Origin of the sequence: Akkermansia muciniphila ATCC BAA-835, assembly GCF_000020225.1 — a bacterium.
Taxonomy (GTDB): Bacteria; Verrucomicrobiota; Verrucomicrobiia; order Verrucomicrobiales; family Akkermansiaceae; genus Akkermansia; species Akkermansia muciniphila.
Genome location: NC_010655.1, coordinates 101303 through 117671, shown reverse-complemented (window position 1 = coordinate 117671; position 16369 = coordinate 101303). Strand labels below are relative to the sequence as shown.

Here is a 16369-nt window from a genome sequence, read left to right as displayed (position 1 = left end):
ATGGAGTTTGTGCAGGAATATGCTTCTATTTATGAAGCAAACCGTTGCAAAAGGTAATCCCTCAGAGCCGCAGCTTCGTTGTGCTCCGTATTTCTGGCGGAGTACAGCAGCGTAACCTTCCCTTTCCGCGCCAGCCGGAGCAGATGGGAAACGGCTTCTCCGTTTCCATCCAGTTCCTCGTCGTACTTTTTGCGGAATGCGTCCCATCTGACTGGATCATGAGCAAACCACTGGCGGAGCGCCGTGGATGGAGCTATGTTCTTCAGCCACTCGTCCCAGGAAGCTTTTTCCTTGGAAATGCCGCGGGGCCAGAGCCGGTCCACCAGGACGCGGTATCCGTCCCCGGGTTCCTTGGGGTCATAAATTCGTTTGATGGTTATGTTCATACAAAAAGATTCGATAAAGGAATAGAGCCGGGAAAGTTTTTTTCTGTTGAGCTGCGTCGGGACATGCGTTTTACGGGACCGCCAACCGGGGCAGTCCGCGATTGGGGGAAAAAGAAACAAACGATTCTGTTCCGGAGAGGCTGCCGCTTCCGGCGGAAGATAGCTGAATCCGCTTAAAATTCCGGCGTAACGCCTGTGCGGACTTGCTGCGCCAACTGTCGGCTTTTCATCTTTCTGGCTGCAGTACGCTCTGTGTTCCGTGGACAAATAAGCTGACGTGGAATCCGGTAAAAAAGAAACCGGATAAGACGGGGAAACTTCTGTATGGAGCGGCTTCTCTGGAAAAAGGATATAACGGCTGCTGCACATATTCCTTTTTCCCGATTCTCCGGAATACTATTTCCTCCAGGAAGGGTCGGGCGTCGTTCCGCGGGCCTGAAGCATCATGATGAGCATCTTGAGCTCATTGAGGCGCGAGTAGTGTTTTTTCCTGACTTCGGGATCCAGGGCCCCATAATACAGCCACCGGTCCGTTTGGGCGGACATCAGGCGCTGGGCCGTCATGGCCATGGACAGGGCGCGTCCGGGGGACTGGGCAGCAATGGCCGTACTCCAGGAATACAGCATATTATTGTAAATGGTAGTCCAGGCGAACATTCGGTCATCAAACCTGCCGGGACTCTCTACGTATGGGCGGAGCAGTTGCTCCGCTTCCGTGAGGCGTCCCTGCAGGATGTAAAGGAGGCTTTTAGCCGCCGTCAGGCCGTGGTTTCCGGGGCTCAGTAATTCCGCTTTTTCTTCCTGATGCTCCAATGCTTTGAGCCGGGCCGGGTTTGGGGGGGGAGAACTGCCTGCGGCATGCAGAATGTTGCGCCGCACCAAATCCGGGTCCAGGCTGCAGGAGGCGGCCGCTTCCAGCATGGGCAGCCGGTTGCCGGAGGAAGCCGGGACGGCTTGAAGGGAGTTTTTCCAGACCGGAAAAGCCAGAAACGCATAACACAGCGCCAATATGGCCATCAGCAGTGCGGCGGTCGCTTGAAGCCAGCGGCCGGCTTGGCGCGAAGCCTTCACCCTGGAAAGAGGGGCCGTGCAGGTAATGCCGCCGCATAGGGCGCTGGCTCCAAGCAAGGCAGGGTTATGCCAGATGAATTCCCCATAGGCGTGGAAAGCGGCGATGCACAATACGCAGAACGCCGCCGGTCCCAGAGGATTGGGCCGTTGATGTTCTCCTGACAATTTCAGAACGCTCCGGAGTCCGAAAATAAGAAACAGGGCCAGCAGAGCTAGCATCAGCCCCAGCCCGGCATAGCCGTAGTCGCAGGCGGCTTGTGCGTATTCGTGGTGGGCAAAATTGGGGAGGTTGGCTCCGGAGAAAAACTCCGTGGAAAGATTGGTGTACATCCGGCTGCCGTGACCGAACAGCGGAGCCTGGTCCGCCAGCGCCCAGGCCAGTTTGGACAGGTCCAGCCGGTTGCCGAAGGAAAACGTATCCAGAAGGGCGGCAAGCCTGCCCGCCCCCCGGGACAAATCCAGCACGGCATAGGACGTGCCCAGGAAAAGCAGGATAATAAAGAGGATGGACGCCGTGTAAAATTTTCTGTTATTGCGGAAAACGCTGGAGGTATAAATAAAGAAGCACAGGGTTACGCCAGCCAGGGCGTTTGGGAAGGCGGACCGCGAGCCGCACGTGAAGGAAACGAGGATGAGCGCCAATCCCGTGAACAGGCGGATGCCCCATTTTCTGGCGGAAGCCATGCTGTATGCGCAAAGGAAAAAACCGGTGACGGACAGGAAATGGGCGGAAAAATTTTTGTATCCGAACAATCCGATATTGCGGATTTCCGTGCCGAACAGGGAATAATCCGGTCTGAACCAGGAGGCTTCCGTTCCCGTTATGTTCTGATACCCCCACAGCAGGGCATTCAGCAGCCCCAATGCCGCAGCCAGTACGGGAAGAATGCTCTTTTCCCCGTTTCCGGCTCCGGCATACGTTCCCGCCGCGAACATGACGATGGCCGTGGCGATAAGGCCCAGATCCGCTACGCTCTCATAATAAAACCAGGGGGAAAACCATGCCCGGACAAGGAAATAGCCGCCTCCCAGGCCCAGGGCCAGCCAGCCCGGCAGTCCGGGGCTGGGAATCTTGTATCCCCGGAGAATACAGAAGCAGAACAGCAGGAGGGCTGCCGCCAGAAAGCAGGCGGGAAGGAAAAGGGTGTGCCATTCCCCGCCTGCCGCCGTCGTTGCCAGGAAGATGTAAAAAAGGGCCAGGAGGCCCGCCAGAATTTTCCCGGCGGCAGTTTCAGCAATGCGCGGAGCGGGGGAGGTGCTGGGGGGAGAGTCTGGCATGGCTGGGAATTTATCTGGAAGGCTGCAGTATAAACGCGGGAAACTTCCTTGCCAAGAGCAAGCTCCCTGTTGTATGTGGGAGGATGCGTCCGAATGCCAGAGTTCTGGTGGACAAGACGGAAAAGGTGTCCGTAGCCGGACAGGGTAAAATGCTCCCTGTTGCCAGGGAGAGTTTCTGCCCCTTGCTGCGGCTGAAATAAAACTGAGTATCGGTAAGGGAAAATAAATATACTGCGGAAGCGGGCGTCAATCCGTCTTTGGCTGCATATTTTCCGTTTGCCGTAAAATCTTGCAGCGTTTCGGCCTGTTTTCCGGAAAACAAGGTTCCCTTATCCTTATGCCTGTAGGCCGAATTTACGTTTAATTTCCGGAACGGAATAATTCACCAGCGTGGGTTTGCCACCCGGGGTGCAGTACGGCACTTCACAGGCAAGCAAATCCTTTAGGATGGCAGGGGCCCGGTGAGGGGAAATGCGCTCCCTCCAGGCGGATTTTCTGGCAAATTCCCCAATGAAGGTCTCATAAGCCACGCGTTTGGCATTTCGGCTGAATTCGGACTGGGTGAGACGGTCCACCAGCTCCAGGAGAAAAGCGCGTGCGTTTTCCAGTTCCAGCAGTGCGGGGATGGATTCTATTCTGATTGTATTCTGTCCAAAGGGCGTAACGGCCATGCCGGCCTGGTCAAAATGCGGGGCGAACTGCCGGATGACGGCAAAATCCCGCGGGTCCAGATCCAGCACCACCGGATCCAGAAGCTGCTGGGACGGCATGGGGGCTTCCCGGCGTGCGCGCAGCCGTTCAAATATGATGCGTTCCCGGGCCGCCTTGGGATGCATCAGAACCAGGCCTTCCGGCGTTTCAAACAGGGCGAATTGCTGGCGGAGTGTTCCCAGATAGGAAAATCCGGCGGAGGCATCCCTTTCCAGAGCTGCGTTTTCATGGGCGTTTCGTGCCGTCTCTTCATCCTCCTGACGGTGAAAATCCAGTTTTCCCTGGGTGGCGGGAACCTGTTTCAGGGGAATGGCCCGGAGGGTGGGGGGAGGGACAGCCCCATGGGATTGTTTGGCAGAGGAGGAAAGCGGCGGTTGGGCGGCGGAAGAAGCAGGGGCCGGTCTGGCGGCCGCCGGGAAAGCAGAACCGGGGTTGGTGGAACGGGCGGGTATTTCCCCATATGGCGCGGTGGTAGAATGGGCAGGAGGAAGAGTTCTCTCCGGCTCCGGCGCGGCGGCAGCGTGGATTTCCTGCCGGGCATGCTTTTGAAGAGTGTTGGCTATGGCTTCCACAATGGTGTTTACCACGTCTGCGGAACGGCGGAATCTCACTTCCTTCTTGGCGGGGTGCACATTGACGTCCACCAGAGCGGGTTCCACCTCCATATACAAAAAAAGCGCCGGATGCAGTCCGGTGGGGAAGCCTCCGTAGCCGTCCCGAATGGCCCTGTTAATGAGCTGGTCCTCCACGGGGCGCGTGTTCATAAAGACGTACTGCCCTTTTCTGGTGCGTCTGGCTTCGGAAAGAGGAAGCAGGAATCCCGTGATGGAAATACCGGGGCCGATGGTCGTTTCTATCGGAATCAGGGCCGCCGCTGTGGCAGCATCCGTCAGTGCGGAAATGCGGACGCGCAGATCCGCTGTAGCGGGAAGGTCGAAAACAAGCTGGTCGTCCCGTTTATAGGCAAACCGTACTTGGGGATAAGCCAGGGCATGCAGGCGTATCTGGTGCTCCACATGGGAAGCTTCCGTTTCTGCGGATTTGAGGAACTTGCGGCGCGCTGGAGTATTGTAAAACAAGTCGGCCACCTCAATGGCGGTGCCGGGAGAGACGCCTGAGCTTCTCGGTTCGTGTTCCAGGCCTCCGTCAATGCGTATTTCCCAGCCTTCCAGATCCTGCTGCTGCCTGGTACAGAGTTTGAAGCGGGAAACGCTGGCAATGCTGGGCAGAGCCTCTCCGCGGAATCCCAGGTGTGTGATTTCAAAAAGCTCCTCCAGGGAAGAAAGTTTGCTGGTGGCGTGCCGTTTGGTGCACAGCTCGGCGTCTGCCCGTGACATGCCGCTGCCGTCGTCCGTCACCTTGATCATGCCCACGCCTCCGCGGCGTATTTCCACCCGTACGAATTTGGCTCCTGCATCCAGGCTGTTTTCCACCAGTTCCTTCACAACGGAGGCGGGGCGCTCCACTACTTCTCCTGCCGCCACTTGGCTGGCAAGGGTGGGAGACATGACGTGGATGGATGGCATGGCGATGACGGATTGGAAAAGACTGTTCCCGAAAGCGGAACCCTAGCCGCCGGCGACGATGGAGACGATTTCCACCCGGTCGCCGGGAGAAACCGTCACCCGGGAAAAATCCTGCGGCAGGAGCGCGGCCCCGTTGTGTTCCACGACGACGGGTTTGCCTTTCATGTTCAAAAGTTCCAGAAGCCGGGAGACGGAACAGGGTTCCGCCAGTTCGTACGGGGCTCCGTTCAGCATAATATCGTTCTGGGCTGCCATGACGGAAGCTACTGTACCACAACAGGAGAAAAAATCCAGAATCATCCCGCGGGGATGGCGTAAAAAAGATTCCGGTGCAAGTTGGAAAAAAGAAAAGCTGGCATCGCGTACGGGACTCGAACCCGTGTTGCCCGCGTGAAAGGCGGGAGTCCTGGACCGCTAGACGAACGCGACTTGAACCGGCTTTGACAACATCTTGGAGGCGGGAGCGGGAATCGAACCCGCGAATAACGATTTTGCAGACCGTCGCCTTACCACTTGGCTACCCCGCCGCTGATGCTGTGCGCGGATACTAGGGAAAAGAACCGCGGGTGTCAATCTCGTTTTTGGAAAAGATGCTTTGTTTTTAAGTGAAGGACTCTCTGGAAACAGCCTTTTTCTTTGGCGGAACGGACAGAGAAGGAGGAGAATGCTTGTTTTTTAAGGCATCATGATTGTGCGGCGGAATGCCGCCCGTGCCTGTTGTCAGATCTATATGGAGCAACTTTGTTCCAAAATGGCGTGAATTAGGATATAAAAATGCACCAGGAGTTTTTTTGCAAGTTCACGGCAGCACGTAAAATTAGAGGGGAGGTCGTTCCTCTTCGTTCCGAATGAGGGGGGACTACGCGTTAAACGTGTTGATGGGTTCAGGGAACGCCGCCAGAATACTGGAAGGCTGATGGTTCGGTCTTTCCAAAAAGTAAACAACAACAATAGCAATGAACAATTATATACCAATCAACAAGGCAGTTAATCCCGTCTACATCTATCAAGGGAATGAGCCTCTTATCAGCAAGACGCTCGGAGTTGACGCGATGACGTTCAACTTTGACGGTTCGGCGTGCGAACACGCCACTTGCACCGGAGCGCCGGAAATGTTCATCAAGGTCGAGGAAGACGGCCTGTACTATTTCGGCGTGGAAGCCGACGACACAGGCAGCCTGACGATTGCCGGTGAGCAAGCTATAAAAAAGGATGGGATACCACCCAACGGCAAACTGAATATTGAAACCGATTCCAGGTACCTGAAAGCTGGCTATTACAAGGTGGCCTTGTCTTACACGAATAATGCCTACACCCCCGTCAGCAACAATGCCATTGCATTCAACGTCACGATGGACAGGGAACCCATTCAGGCAGGGAAGTATGAAGGCAACTCAACGATGAAGCGCGAATTCTCGTCGTCCCCCAAAATCAAATTGTGGACGATTGAGAAGGAATCCGCTATCACCTGTGAGCCATCCAAGGAAGTGGGACTGGAATTTGAGAAACCGGACCCCGTCTATTTGGAAGGGAATGGTGACTGCAATGTAAGTAGCTTGAGACCTAAGATTTGCGTAACGGTTTGCAAAGATGAATCGGAAAACGTATGGAGGTGTCGTGTTGTTTCCGTTTCTGCCGGAGCCAAGCTAACTATGTATGAAGGCATTTACGTGAATCCCTATGTTGATCCCCCTCTCAATGAAGAAGAAGCCACCGAAGCGGTCAACGAAATGAACGGTTATCAATCTCGTGCAGAAGTTGGAACATGGCACACGCCGCAGGCTTCCCTCGCCCACGAAGAACACCACCGCCGTCAATGGGAGGATGCCTACAAGTTCTACTGGAAGGACTCCAAAATACAGGAAATGCTTGAAAATCAGACTATCTCCTGCGACAAAGAACCGAACATGGATGAAGCCGTGAAGTTCATGCAGGCTCTTGCCAATGAAATGGCATTGGACCTTTGGAAAGAAACGTCAGACTATGTACTGGCGTTGCCGGATGATGCCAATGACAGACCCTATTGCGCGGGACAGGAAGTCCTGAACGAGGCAACCGCCTATGTCATTCGTCTGGCCGACGCGATGGGGTGGAACAATGTGCCCAGGTTTATCACGAAACCTGGAACGATCGAGCCTCCCTGTTTCATGCCTCCGGTCAGCGAAGGTAAAACCCGCAGCATGGCAATTGCAGAGGAATCGACACCTCTTCAGATCTCCATTGTGGACACATCCCAATTCACGGAGGGCAAAATCACAGTCCGCTTCTGCAACGAAGGAAACGAGCCTGTCCGCATTCCCGATGAAATCAACGACGAAACGTCCGATTTCTTTTTCGTGACGGTGTTGAGGACGCAACAGGGGAAAATGCGCGTTCTGAACAGGGAAATTGGCACCATGACCTTCCAGCGCCCCTTGAACTACCGGGAGCTTGCACCCGGTCAGGAATACAGCGTCACGATTCCGGCGTGTCTGGATGAAGTCGATCTGGAAGGCTGGAAACAATGTTCTTGTGAACTGGAAACGCGCTACTATAATCAGCAGGGTAAGGATTGTTTCCTGGGGGTTCTCCGGGCAACGGCCAGGTTCACGCTGCAATGAAAAAAATCTTCCGGTATTTAGTACTTCTGGCAAGCCTGTCCCTCCATGCGGTTGCGTGGGGGGACATGGCCGACAACGGAGTGGAATGCTCCGTGGTGATGGAAAAAACCGAATTTGACGCGAGGGCTGCCTTCCCTGACTTCAAGCTGGTGTTCACGAACAAGGGCGAAAAGACCGTGCGTCTTTTCGATGACTTCTATCCTCTCAAGGATAACGGCCCGAATATTTTCATAAAGATTTTTCAAAAACAAACACGAGGGCAGAAGAAAGAAGCTGCGTGGTACAACCCCAGGTATCAAATTGAGCGAGGACGTTTCTTGAACTTCATCGCGCTGAAGCCCGGAGAGAAGCATGAAGTGCTCATTAAGGATGCGTACCTGCTAATGCTCTATCTTAAACCTTTTCGCCGTCTTATCAATGGTGAGAACTACGAGTTGGAAGTTAGTTTCCATGACGGATATGGAGATCCCGGTGTTCGGAGGAAGTATGTAGGAAGAAAAGATTTCTCCGTGGTCGATCAATCGCCCTGGAGATAGTGAGACATTTTATTACAAGGTGGCTTTAAAGTATGAGAATAACGCTTACGATCCCTCTAGTGGCAATGCGGTCGCGTTCAACGTCACGATGGACAGGGAACCTATCTAGGAAGGGAAGTACGAAGGGAACTCGACGATGAAGCGCGAATTCTCGCCTTCTCCCAAAAGCTCGCGCTGCAATGAGAAAATCTTCCAAATTTTAGGGCTTTTGGTCAGCCTGTTCTTCCATGCTCCTGCATGGGGGGATATGGCCGATAACGGGATTGAATGTTCCGTGGTGATGGAAAAGGCTTCGTTCGATCCAAGAGCCGCTTTTCCGGACTTCAAGCTGGTGTTTGCCAATAAGGGAGAAAAGGCTGTGCGTCTTTTCGACGACTTCTATCCTTTCAAGGAACGCGGGCCGAATATGATCATCAAGATATGGAGTAAGGGAAACGGAAAGAAGGGAAAAAGGCCAACGGCATGGTATCTTCCCTCCTATCAAATGGAGCGTGTCGCGAATCTTATGCACTTTATTACTCTAAACCCCGGAGAGAAACATGAAGTGCCCGTCAAGGATGCGTATTTGCTGCTGACCTGTTTACAACCTCTGGCCAGCGGGAAAATATATGAATTGGAAGTACGTTTCCGGGACGAATATGGAGATCCGGGTGCCCGGAGGGAGTATGTGGGGAAAAAGGATTTTATCGTCATTGATCAAACTCCCAGGTGAATTTGAAAAATTAATATAGCCCCGTTCATGAAATATGAACGGGGCTTTTTTGTGGAGGGGAGGCATACTCCTTCTTTGGAATTTTAAACTATGAAGCCTGTGCTAAGGGGTATTCAGGGAATGAAATTTGAATGCTGAAATAAACGACGATGGACAGCAGGGGGACTCGTTTTTCCTGTAAATCCAGGGAAAGGATATTTCCGTAACATGGACGGGGAAAGTTTCAGGAACCGGTTGTGTCCGCCCGTGCAAAGGAAAGGACGCTGTCAGACTGGCCGAGACTCCGCATTGATGCAAGTGGTTCGTGCGCGTTTTCTAACGGCTGGATAGAAGTTGTTTCAACTCCGGAAGGCGAAAGTGCAGCGGAGGAAGTTCTTGCTCAAGCTCAGCTGATTTTTCTTTTCTCAGCATTTCAGCCCGAGCTTCCAGTTTTCGGGCTTCTGCCAGAATTTTGCGTATTTCCTGCCGGCCCCGGCCTATATGGGCGACGGCCCGGGAAGGATCCGGAGTAAAATCCGGTCCTCCCTTAAGATATTTTTCAAAGTATTGCTGGTAGCGTTCCGCCAATTCCCTTCCTCTGGCAAAAAGCTTGCGGTCTTCTTCCACATAGGCCGTCACGGCGGGATCCACGTTTTTCGTGCTCAGGTCCGCCAGTTCTTCATCCCTTTCCCGCAACAGGTCAGCCGCATCCCTGCTGCTTTCTTCCAGGCCCGGAAGGGTAGGGTTCTTTTTCAGTTTCAGGAGGTGTTGCACCAGTGCGTCGCTTTTTTCCGAGTATTCCGTATTGATGTCCGCCACCTCTTTCCAGTAGGAGACGGTAGGATCACCGCAGGAGGCCATCAGGAACGCGGCCAGCATAGGGAGCATGCGCCGCAGGAAAACAGAGGCATTCATTTATCTTTTGTAGCATGCCCCAAGCGGGAATCAAGGGTGTTTTCCGTTTCCCCTGTTGCTGTTTCACGTTGAAAAGCGGTGAAGCTTAATTGATTTCAATTCCGGAGTTTTTCTTTTCCACCGGAGGGGGCATTTCCACCACGCCGCAGCTGTTTCCGGGGGTCAGCAAAATTTCCACTTCCAGAGGCAGGGTCGTATCCGCCAGCAGCCCTTCCGGGATGGATATGCCTATGGGAGCGGAGCTTTTGCCAGGCAGCACTTCCTGGGGGGAAATGATGTCCAGAATGAGGCGCCCATGTTGGAGGATATTGATTTTACTGATGGAGAAGGCATCCTTCAGGCTTGTGTTGTGCAGAGTAACGCCCTTGAGCTGGGACGGGGCGAACGGCCCTGGAATAGTGAAGCGCAGAATGGTGTTTTTTTCTCCGGCGAGAGGAAGGGGAAGCCAGTACGCCGCGATAGGCGCGTTGGGATTCAGGCTGTCCGTGGAGTAGGAGGATCCATTGAGGCGTTCCATCATCAGGCTGGAAAGTTCCGGGGAGGCGGGTACGCCCCAGCCCTGGGAGTACATGAGGGAAAGCAGGTACAGGGCCTCCTGGTCCCGGTATTGGACCGCCATTCTCAGGAAACGCGTCGCCTGGGCGTAATCCCGGGAGGCAAGGGGAGGCTGCTGGGGAAGGCGGGGAAAATAGGAGGGGATGTCCATGAGCAGGATGCCCAGCTCTTTCATGGCTTCATAGCACCCTCCTGTGGCGGAACGGTAAAGCCATTCCACGCCTTCTTCCGGCCTGGAACCGCCGGGACAGTCCGGAGACATGAGGGTTTTCCCCAGTGCCTGCTGGGCTATCGGGTAGCCGGCTTTGGAAAGTTGCTCCAGGGCCGGCAGCATGCCCGGCATGGAACTTGCCTGGTCGAGAATATTTTTGTTCTCCGGGGAGGGCGCGGCGATTGCCGCCACAAGATTTTTGTAGGCCGGGTCATGGAGCAGGGCTGGTTCCGGCACGGGAGGAGCAGCGATGAAACGGATTTTCGGGAAGGCTTCCTCCGTGCGTTTCGTCTCGTTTTTGAAACATGCCATTTGCATGGGAACAGCCTGGTGGGCGGCATTTTCAAAGGAGTACGTGTAGGTGCGGTCCGTGGACAGTTCCGGAAGTGCGGGAAAGAAAAAGGTGGAGGTGGATTGCCCCGGCACCGTGAAGGAGGGGACGGCATTGATGGAGCGGTCCACCAGGACGCCGTTGGAGTCCCGGATGGTGAGGTACAGTTTTTCCCCGTTTGCTGCCGGGGGAATGATTTGGAGATAAATGCAGGAGATGCGCAGTTTTTCCGGCAGGATGGGAGGAAGCCCGGAACGGGTCAGGATGGTGTCGTCAAGGCGCAAACGGAACTCCGTCAGCGACCGCGGTTCCAGCGCCGCGTCTTCCGTTATTTTGAGTTCCGGAATGCGGATGGATGCCAGATCCCGTGGCGGCGGTTCCGGTTCTCCCACGTTGGAGCTTGCCGCGGGCTGCTGGATGGCTTCCTTGATGGTATTGATGGTAGTGCCCATAGGGGCTTTTTTCATGTAATCCAGCAGATAAAATGCTCCCGCTCCCAGCAGGATGGTGCATGCGCTTCCTACCAGCAGGGACATCATGTGGCGGTTGCGGCGAAGAGCGCGTGCGGACTGCCTGCGTGAGGCGGAATGAAGACCGTCCGTTCCGGTGGCGGCCTTTCTGCTGCCGATGTTTTTCCCGGCGCCGGGAGTTGGCATTCCTTCCGGATGGGCATGGCGGAGGTCTGCCGGGAGGACTTGAATAGTGGCGGAGGATTCTTCCCCGGAAATGGCGCAAATGTCGTGAATCCATTCGCCGGCAGTCTGGTAGCGGCAATTGATCTGGGGGGCCAGCGCCTTGTCCAGGGAAAGCAGGAACTGCCGTGAGTAATAGCGGGTGAGCACGGGGTCGCTGTGCAGCGGCTGCATTTCATCTTCCGCCAGGCGCGCTTCCGCACGGTCCGGAGGATTTCCTGTAAGCAGGGCGTAAAAAGTGGCCCCTACGGAATAGAGATCGCTCCACGGGCCGATATTCGTTTTGCCCAGCGCCTGTTCCGGGGAGGAATACCCCTGGGTGGTCAGGACGGTGGCGGCATGAAGTTTCAGGGCATGCCGTGCCGCTCCGAAGTCGATCAGCACGGGCGTGCCTTCCTCCGTCAGCAGGATGTTGCCGGGTTTGATATCCCGGTGGTAAATGTGCCGGGAATGGAGATAGTCCAGAATCCGGAGCAGACGCGTCAGCAGCCCCTTGAGTTCGTCTTCCGTATACCGGTGTCCGGTGCTGTGAAGTTTTTCCCCCAGATAATCCAGGGAAAGGCCGGTAATATGCTCCATGGCGAAGTAGGCCGTGCCGTTGGCTTCAAAGACGGAAAGGATTCTGACGATGCCGGGGTTGTTGAGCTCCGCCAGCGTCTGAGCCTCGCTCAGAAAACTTTTCAGAGCCCAGGTGTAATTTTCCAGATCGTGTTCATTATTGGGCCGGATATGCCCGGTCAGAGGGTCCCGGTAGGAGTATCTTGAAGGGAAGTTTTCCTTGATAACCACGTTGCGGTTCAGGAACAGATCCTTCGCCAGGTATGTGATGCCAAAACCTCCGCTGCCCAGGACGCGGATGATTTCATATTGTTCCAGGCGCGTGCCGGGAGCCAGCTCCCGCTGGTAAACGAAAAAGGCCCCTTTTTCTTCCGCATGGGGCAGGGGCGGACGTCCGGGCAGAATCTGTTCCAGGCCTGTCGTCGGAGCGGGAGGCGGGACTTGCCCTGTCACCCGGGGCTGGTCGTCTGGCTGGCCTTCTTCTGCTGGCATGAGGGGAAAGTTCCTGAAACGGAGCTGGAGCATTCTTATATGCCGCGGAAGTCAAGTCAAGGGGAATGCCTGTTTTCCTCCGTCTCCGGGGGGGCGGTATGGAAGATGTTTTCCTGACGTTAAATGGACGCAACAAACCCGGAAGGCAAAATGAAGGAGGAAGTTTTCTGCGGTGCCCTTTCTGCCTGTTCCTCTCGCCGAGGTTTGCGGCATTCCGGGAAGCTTGTTTCTTCAAATGTTCAGGGTTTATGGCGTTTGATGAATTCCCGGGCTGCTTTCAGGTAGGCGTCCGCCGCAGCTCCGGAAGGATCGTGTTCAAAAATGGTGTGGCCGAAACTGGGAGCCTCCCCCAGCCGGATGGAACGGGGGATGACCGTTTTGTACAGCATCTGGGGCAGATGCCGTTCCACCTGGTCGATGACCTGGCGGGAAAGATTGGTGCGGCCGTCATACATGGTCATCAGTACTCCTTCATGCCGAATGCGGGGATTGGCGCCGCTGGCGCAGATTTGCGCCGTCACGTGCAGAATCTTGGCCAGCCCTTCCAAACCGAACCATTCGCATTGGAGGGGAGTCAGCACTTCGTCGCAGGCGGCCAAGGCGGAGGTCATTAAAACGCCCAGGGAAGGTGGCGTGTCCATGATGCAGTAATCATAGGTGTCCGACTCCCGCAGGGGGGCGAGCGTTTCCCGGAGGCGGGTCAGATGGTTGCCGGAACGGGCCAATTCTATTTCCACGCCGGCCAGGTCCATGGTGGAGGGGATGATATCCAGCCGTTTCCTGCCGGAAGGCAGGATGCACTCTTCCGCCGGAAGCTGGCCGAGCAGGGCCGGATACAGGCTGGGCATGTCTTTTCCGTCAATGCCCATGCCGCTGGTGGCATTGGCCTGCGGGTCCAGGTCAATGACAAGGATTTTCTTTTTCAGCTGAGCCAGGGCGGCAGCCATGTTGATAGCCGTAGTGGTTTTTCCCACTCCCCCCTTCTGGTTGGCGATGGCGATTATTTTCATTCAGGAAAAGGATGCGGAAAAATGGTAGCATAACGGGAGGCCCTTTCAATCATTTTCCCGGAGAGCCGGAAGCTCTCTCAAGCCTCAGGGTTTTCCCCCTTGGGGGGCGGTGTGTTTCAGAGGGGGAAAGAGCGGGGAAAACCGCTGCCGCAGATACGGCGTCAGGGAGCTGTTGGAATGGCGGGGCGTTCGGAAGACAGGATAAGACGGAAGCCCAGCGCGTTATCCCTCGTATTTTCCGGCAGGGGAGTGCGGATGGAAGTGGTGAGCTGTTTGGGGCGGAAGGACAGGTAGCTGCCTCCGCGGGCGACGCCGTAGTTGCGGATGGGGAGGGATTCCGGCCCCCCGTAGGAATCGTCTACCCATTCCATGACGTTTCCTTCCAGGTCGTACAGGCCCAGGTGGTTGGGCGGAAAGGTTTTTACGGGGGCCGTATACGGCTGTCCGTCGTTATATCCTACGATAACGCGGGAGGACGGCAGGTAAATCAGGGCGGACTGGTCCGCAAAATTTCCCGTTTTATCAGGCGGCGGCCATGAATACCCCCACGGGAAGGCTTCCCGGGAGTTTTCATGAGGCAGCGTCTTTTCATAGGGGGAGGCTCCCTGTTCATCCGTCAGACGCACCCAGGAACTCCATTCCTCATCCTTGGGAAGACGGTAGGAGTCGTGCTGATCAATCAGGCCCAGGGCCCGCTCTTTGCTGGTAAGCCATCTGGCGAAGGCGCGCGCATCCTGCCTGCTGACATTCACCACCGGGTGGTCTTCTCCCTGGGGAAAGCCGGGCCGGGCCGGAGCTTTCCTTCCGGTAGCTTTCAGGAATTCCTGAAAGTCCTTTACGCGCACTTCGTGGGTCATGACCAGAGCATTCCCACCCACAGGGACCAGTTTGATGCCCAGGCTGTTGGTCCAGGGCGAGCCAAAAACGACAGACTTGTCCGGTTCCAACTGCAGGGAAAGGTATAAGTCCTGCGGATCCAGCCCCCTGCGACGCATGGTGGCGTGCCCCGGCAGTTTGATTTCAATGACGTAGGGAACCTGGTTGACGTATTCTTCAATGGGGGTACGCCCGATGAGCCTGTTATTGAAAAAAACGCTGGCTCCCGGCGGATTGGTGGTGACGGTAATGGGCACCTGGAACACGCGGGTGACGTTCAGGACGTAGGCATTGTGGTTTTCCGTGCTGCCGGAAGCCTGCGGAAGCGGATCCGCATTGATGGAAAATTCCTTGCCCAGCAGCCCCTCCCGCTCGCATTTCTTGTTCAGCCACGCCAGGTAGGCCGTGATGCCGTCCTGCGTGAGCAGGGCCACATCCTTCTCCGGATGCCCCGGTTCCGTCTGTTCCCTTTTCATCTGGAAGTTCCCTTTCTGGCGGTCCTCCTTCAGAAATTTGTTGAACAGGGCGGCGGTAAGGGGGCCTTGCGCCACATGGCGCGTTTCTGCGGGCAGGTACGTAACACCCTCCGTATCCTTCCAGGGCTGGCTGTCCGTAGGGGGATGGTACTCTTTCAGCACGCCGCCCAGGGCCAGCGTGGACCCTCCTTTGACGGTTCCCGCCTCTTCCTTGTCCGCAAACCCCGATTTCTTGATGGTATAGGCTACCGGGGAGCCGGAAGGCAGTTCAATGGGGCCGTAGGGAGTTTCATCCAGATAGTTGCCGTCCGCATCATACACGGACGCTCCCGCCGGGGAGCTGGTCACCAGCACGTATCCGGTCCGGGATTCTTCTTCCGGAGCGGATGAGTGGATATCCGGATGAATATCCGAGGCAGGTTCCTCCGGCGGATGCTGGCTGTTGTTGAGCCATAAAGCCCCCCAGTAGGCAGTCAGGGCTCCGGCGGCGGCTGCAGCCAGAAGTTGGAGGGCCCGTCTGAGTTTGCGGCGTTTCTTTTTCTTCTGAAGACGGAAACGGGAAGGCACTTCATACCCCCGGAGGGCGTCTATTTTTTCCGCCAGCTCCTCTGCGGAATCAATGGAGCATTCTTCAATGCGGGGTTCCGCCGCCTGGCAAATGATGGTGTTGAAGGCCTGCCATTTCTTGCGCACGGTGCCTTCCGGCAAGTCATCCGGGAGTTCGGGAAAATCCATGCGGTCCTTTCCCGTGCTGATTTCATACAGAACCTTGGCCAGCGCGTAAACGTCCGCCCGCCGGGTGCCGGGGCCGTCGGGGGGGATGAATCCCTCCGTCCCTACAAAGCTGCGCTGGTCCAGATGGGCCACCAGGCCTATGTCCGCCAGTTTGGGGCGCCCGTTGACAAAGATGACGTTCGCCGGCTTGATGTCCCGGTGCGTCAGGTTCTTGCTGTGCAGGTACAGCAGGGCGTGGGCCAGCTGGCTGCCTACCTCCAGGCAGTAATCCAGGGGAAGAGGCTTGTTGCCGGAAAACTTCTTGTCCGTCTGGAGCGTGCGCGGAATATATTCGTCCGGTGTAATATGAACTCCGGTGCGGGCGTCGTCGCCCAGTTCCATGACGTAATAATAAAACGGGGAATCCTGGTCATGCCTCCCTACATGCAGGATATGGACCAGCCCCGGATGGTTGCGGGCGATGGGTTCATACTGGAGAATGCCCTCAAATTCCCGGTTGAAAGAGCGCTCGTCTTCAAAATCCTCCCTCCATACGATTTTGACGGCGCGCCACGCCCCGGTCAGGGATTTTGCCAGCCATACTTCTCCGTACGCGCCGCTCCCTATCTGGCGTACAACTTCATGGTCCGGAATGGAGGGAGTGGGACGCACCACCCGCTTGACGGGCAGCGTCGGCAGGTTGCCGCCGGGCATGGGTGATGCGTCCGAAGCCATGGAAA

11 protein-coding genes and 2 tRNA genes are annotated in these 16369 nt (G+C 55.9%); 3 read left to right on the top strand and 10 right to left on the bottom strand.

The features are described 5' to 3' along the window. Positions 1 to 29: 29 nt before the first annotated feature. The 6 genes from AMUC_RS00535 to AMUC_RS00505 all read right to left on the bottom strand — a co-directional run bounded on the left by AMUC_RS00535 (position 30) and on the right by AMUC_RS00505 (position 5499). Entirely contained in the window at positions 30 to 386 is a 357-nt protein-coding gene (locus AMUC_RS00535) for a DUF488 domain-containing protein (RefSeq protein ID WP_012419149.1), read from the bottom strand. A 396-nt stretch (positions 387 to 782) separates the two neighbouring features. Further along, complete coding sequence (locus AMUC_RS00530; RefSeq protein WP_012419148.1) at positions 783 to 2735, bottom strand: O-antigen ligase family protein; 1953 nt, start codon at positions 2733 to 2735, stop codon at positions 783 to 785. 335 nt (positions 2736 to 3070) lie between these two features. Further along, on the bottom strand, positions 3071 to 4972 hold the full coding sequence (gene mutL, locus AMUC_RS00520) for a DNA mismatch repair endonuclease MutL (protein WP_012419146.1): 1902 nt from the start codon (positions 4970 to 4972) through the stop codon (positions 3071 to 3073). 42 nt (positions 4973 to 5014) lie between these two features. Next, positions 5015 to 5227, bottom strand: coding sequence for a sulfur carrier protein ThiS (gene thiS / locus AMUC_RS00515; RefSeq protein ID WP_065530049.1), 213 nt, complete (start codon positions 5225 to 5227; stop codon positions 5015 to 5017). Between the two features lie 98 nt (positions 5228 to 5325). Further along, positions 5326 to 5401: transfer RNA gene (locus tag AMUC_RS00510), tRNA-Glu, on the bottom strand. 23 nt (positions 5402 to 5424) lie between these two features. Further along, positions 5425 to 5499, bottom strand: a tRNA-Cys gene (locus AMUC_RS00505). Positions 5500 to 5928: 429 nt separating this feature from the next. Between AMUC_RS00505 and AMUC_RS00500 the strand changes: the two genes are divergently transcribed. The 3 genes from AMUC_RS00500 (at position 5929) to AMUC_RS00490 (ending at position 8820) form a co-directional block, all read left to right on the top strand. Continuing rightward, positions 5929 to 7572 (top strand): PA14 domain-containing protein, encoded by a 1644-nt coding sequence (locus AMUC_RS00500; RefSeq protein WP_012419144.1) that lies wholly within the window; start codon positions 5929 to 5931, stop codon positions 7570 to 7572. After that, positions 7569 to 8108: a hypothetical protein gene (locus tag AMUC_RS00495; RefSeq protein ID WP_012419143.1), complete on the top strand. Its 540-nt coding sequence runs from the start codon at positions 7569 to 7571 to the stop codon at positions 8106 to 8108. Before AMUC_RS00500 ends, AMUC_RS00495 begins: the two co-directional genes overlap by 4 nt. A gap of 247 nt (positions 8109 to 8355) precedes the next feature. Continuing rightward, positions 8356 to 8820, top strand: a complete 465-nt coding sequence (locus AMUC_RS00490; RefSeq protein WP_233420554.1) for a hypothetical protein — start codon at positions 8356 to 8358, stop codon at positions 8818 to 8820. Between the two features lie 315 nt (positions 8821 to 9135). On the opposite strand, the gene AMUC_RS00485 is transcribed toward AMUC_RS00490, so the two are convergent. The 4 genes from AMUC_RS00485 to AMUC_RS00470 all read right to left on the bottom strand — a co-directional run bounded on the left by AMUC_RS00485 (position 9136) and on the right by AMUC_RS00470 (position 16364). Then, positions 9136 to 9714 (bottom strand): hypothetical protein, encoded by a 579-nt coding sequence (locus AMUC_RS00485; protein ID WP_012419141.1) that lies wholly within the window; start codon positions 9712 to 9714, stop codon positions 9136 to 9138. 85 nt (positions 9715 to 9799) lie between these two features. Then, positions 9800 to 12553 (bottom strand): protein kinase domain-containing protein, encoded by a 2754-nt coding sequence (locus AMUC_RS11655; RefSeq protein WP_157738204.1) that lies wholly within the window; start codon positions 12551 to 12553, stop codon positions 9800 to 9802. Between the two features lie 239 nt (positions 12554 to 12792). Next, positions 12793 to 13563, bottom strand: a complete 771-nt coding sequence (locus AMUC_RS00475; RefSeq protein ID WP_012419139.1) for a ParA family protein — start codon at positions 13561 to 13563, stop codon at positions 12793 to 12795. Between the two features lie 161 nt (positions 13564 to 13724). Then, positions 13725 to 16364 (bottom strand): SUMF1/EgtB/PvdO family nonheme iron enzyme, encoded by a 2640-nt coding sequence (locus AMUC_RS00470; protein ID WP_042447441.1) that lies wholly within the window; start codon positions 16362 to 16364, stop codon positions 13725 to 13727. Positions 16365 to 16369 lie beyond the last annotated feature (5 nt).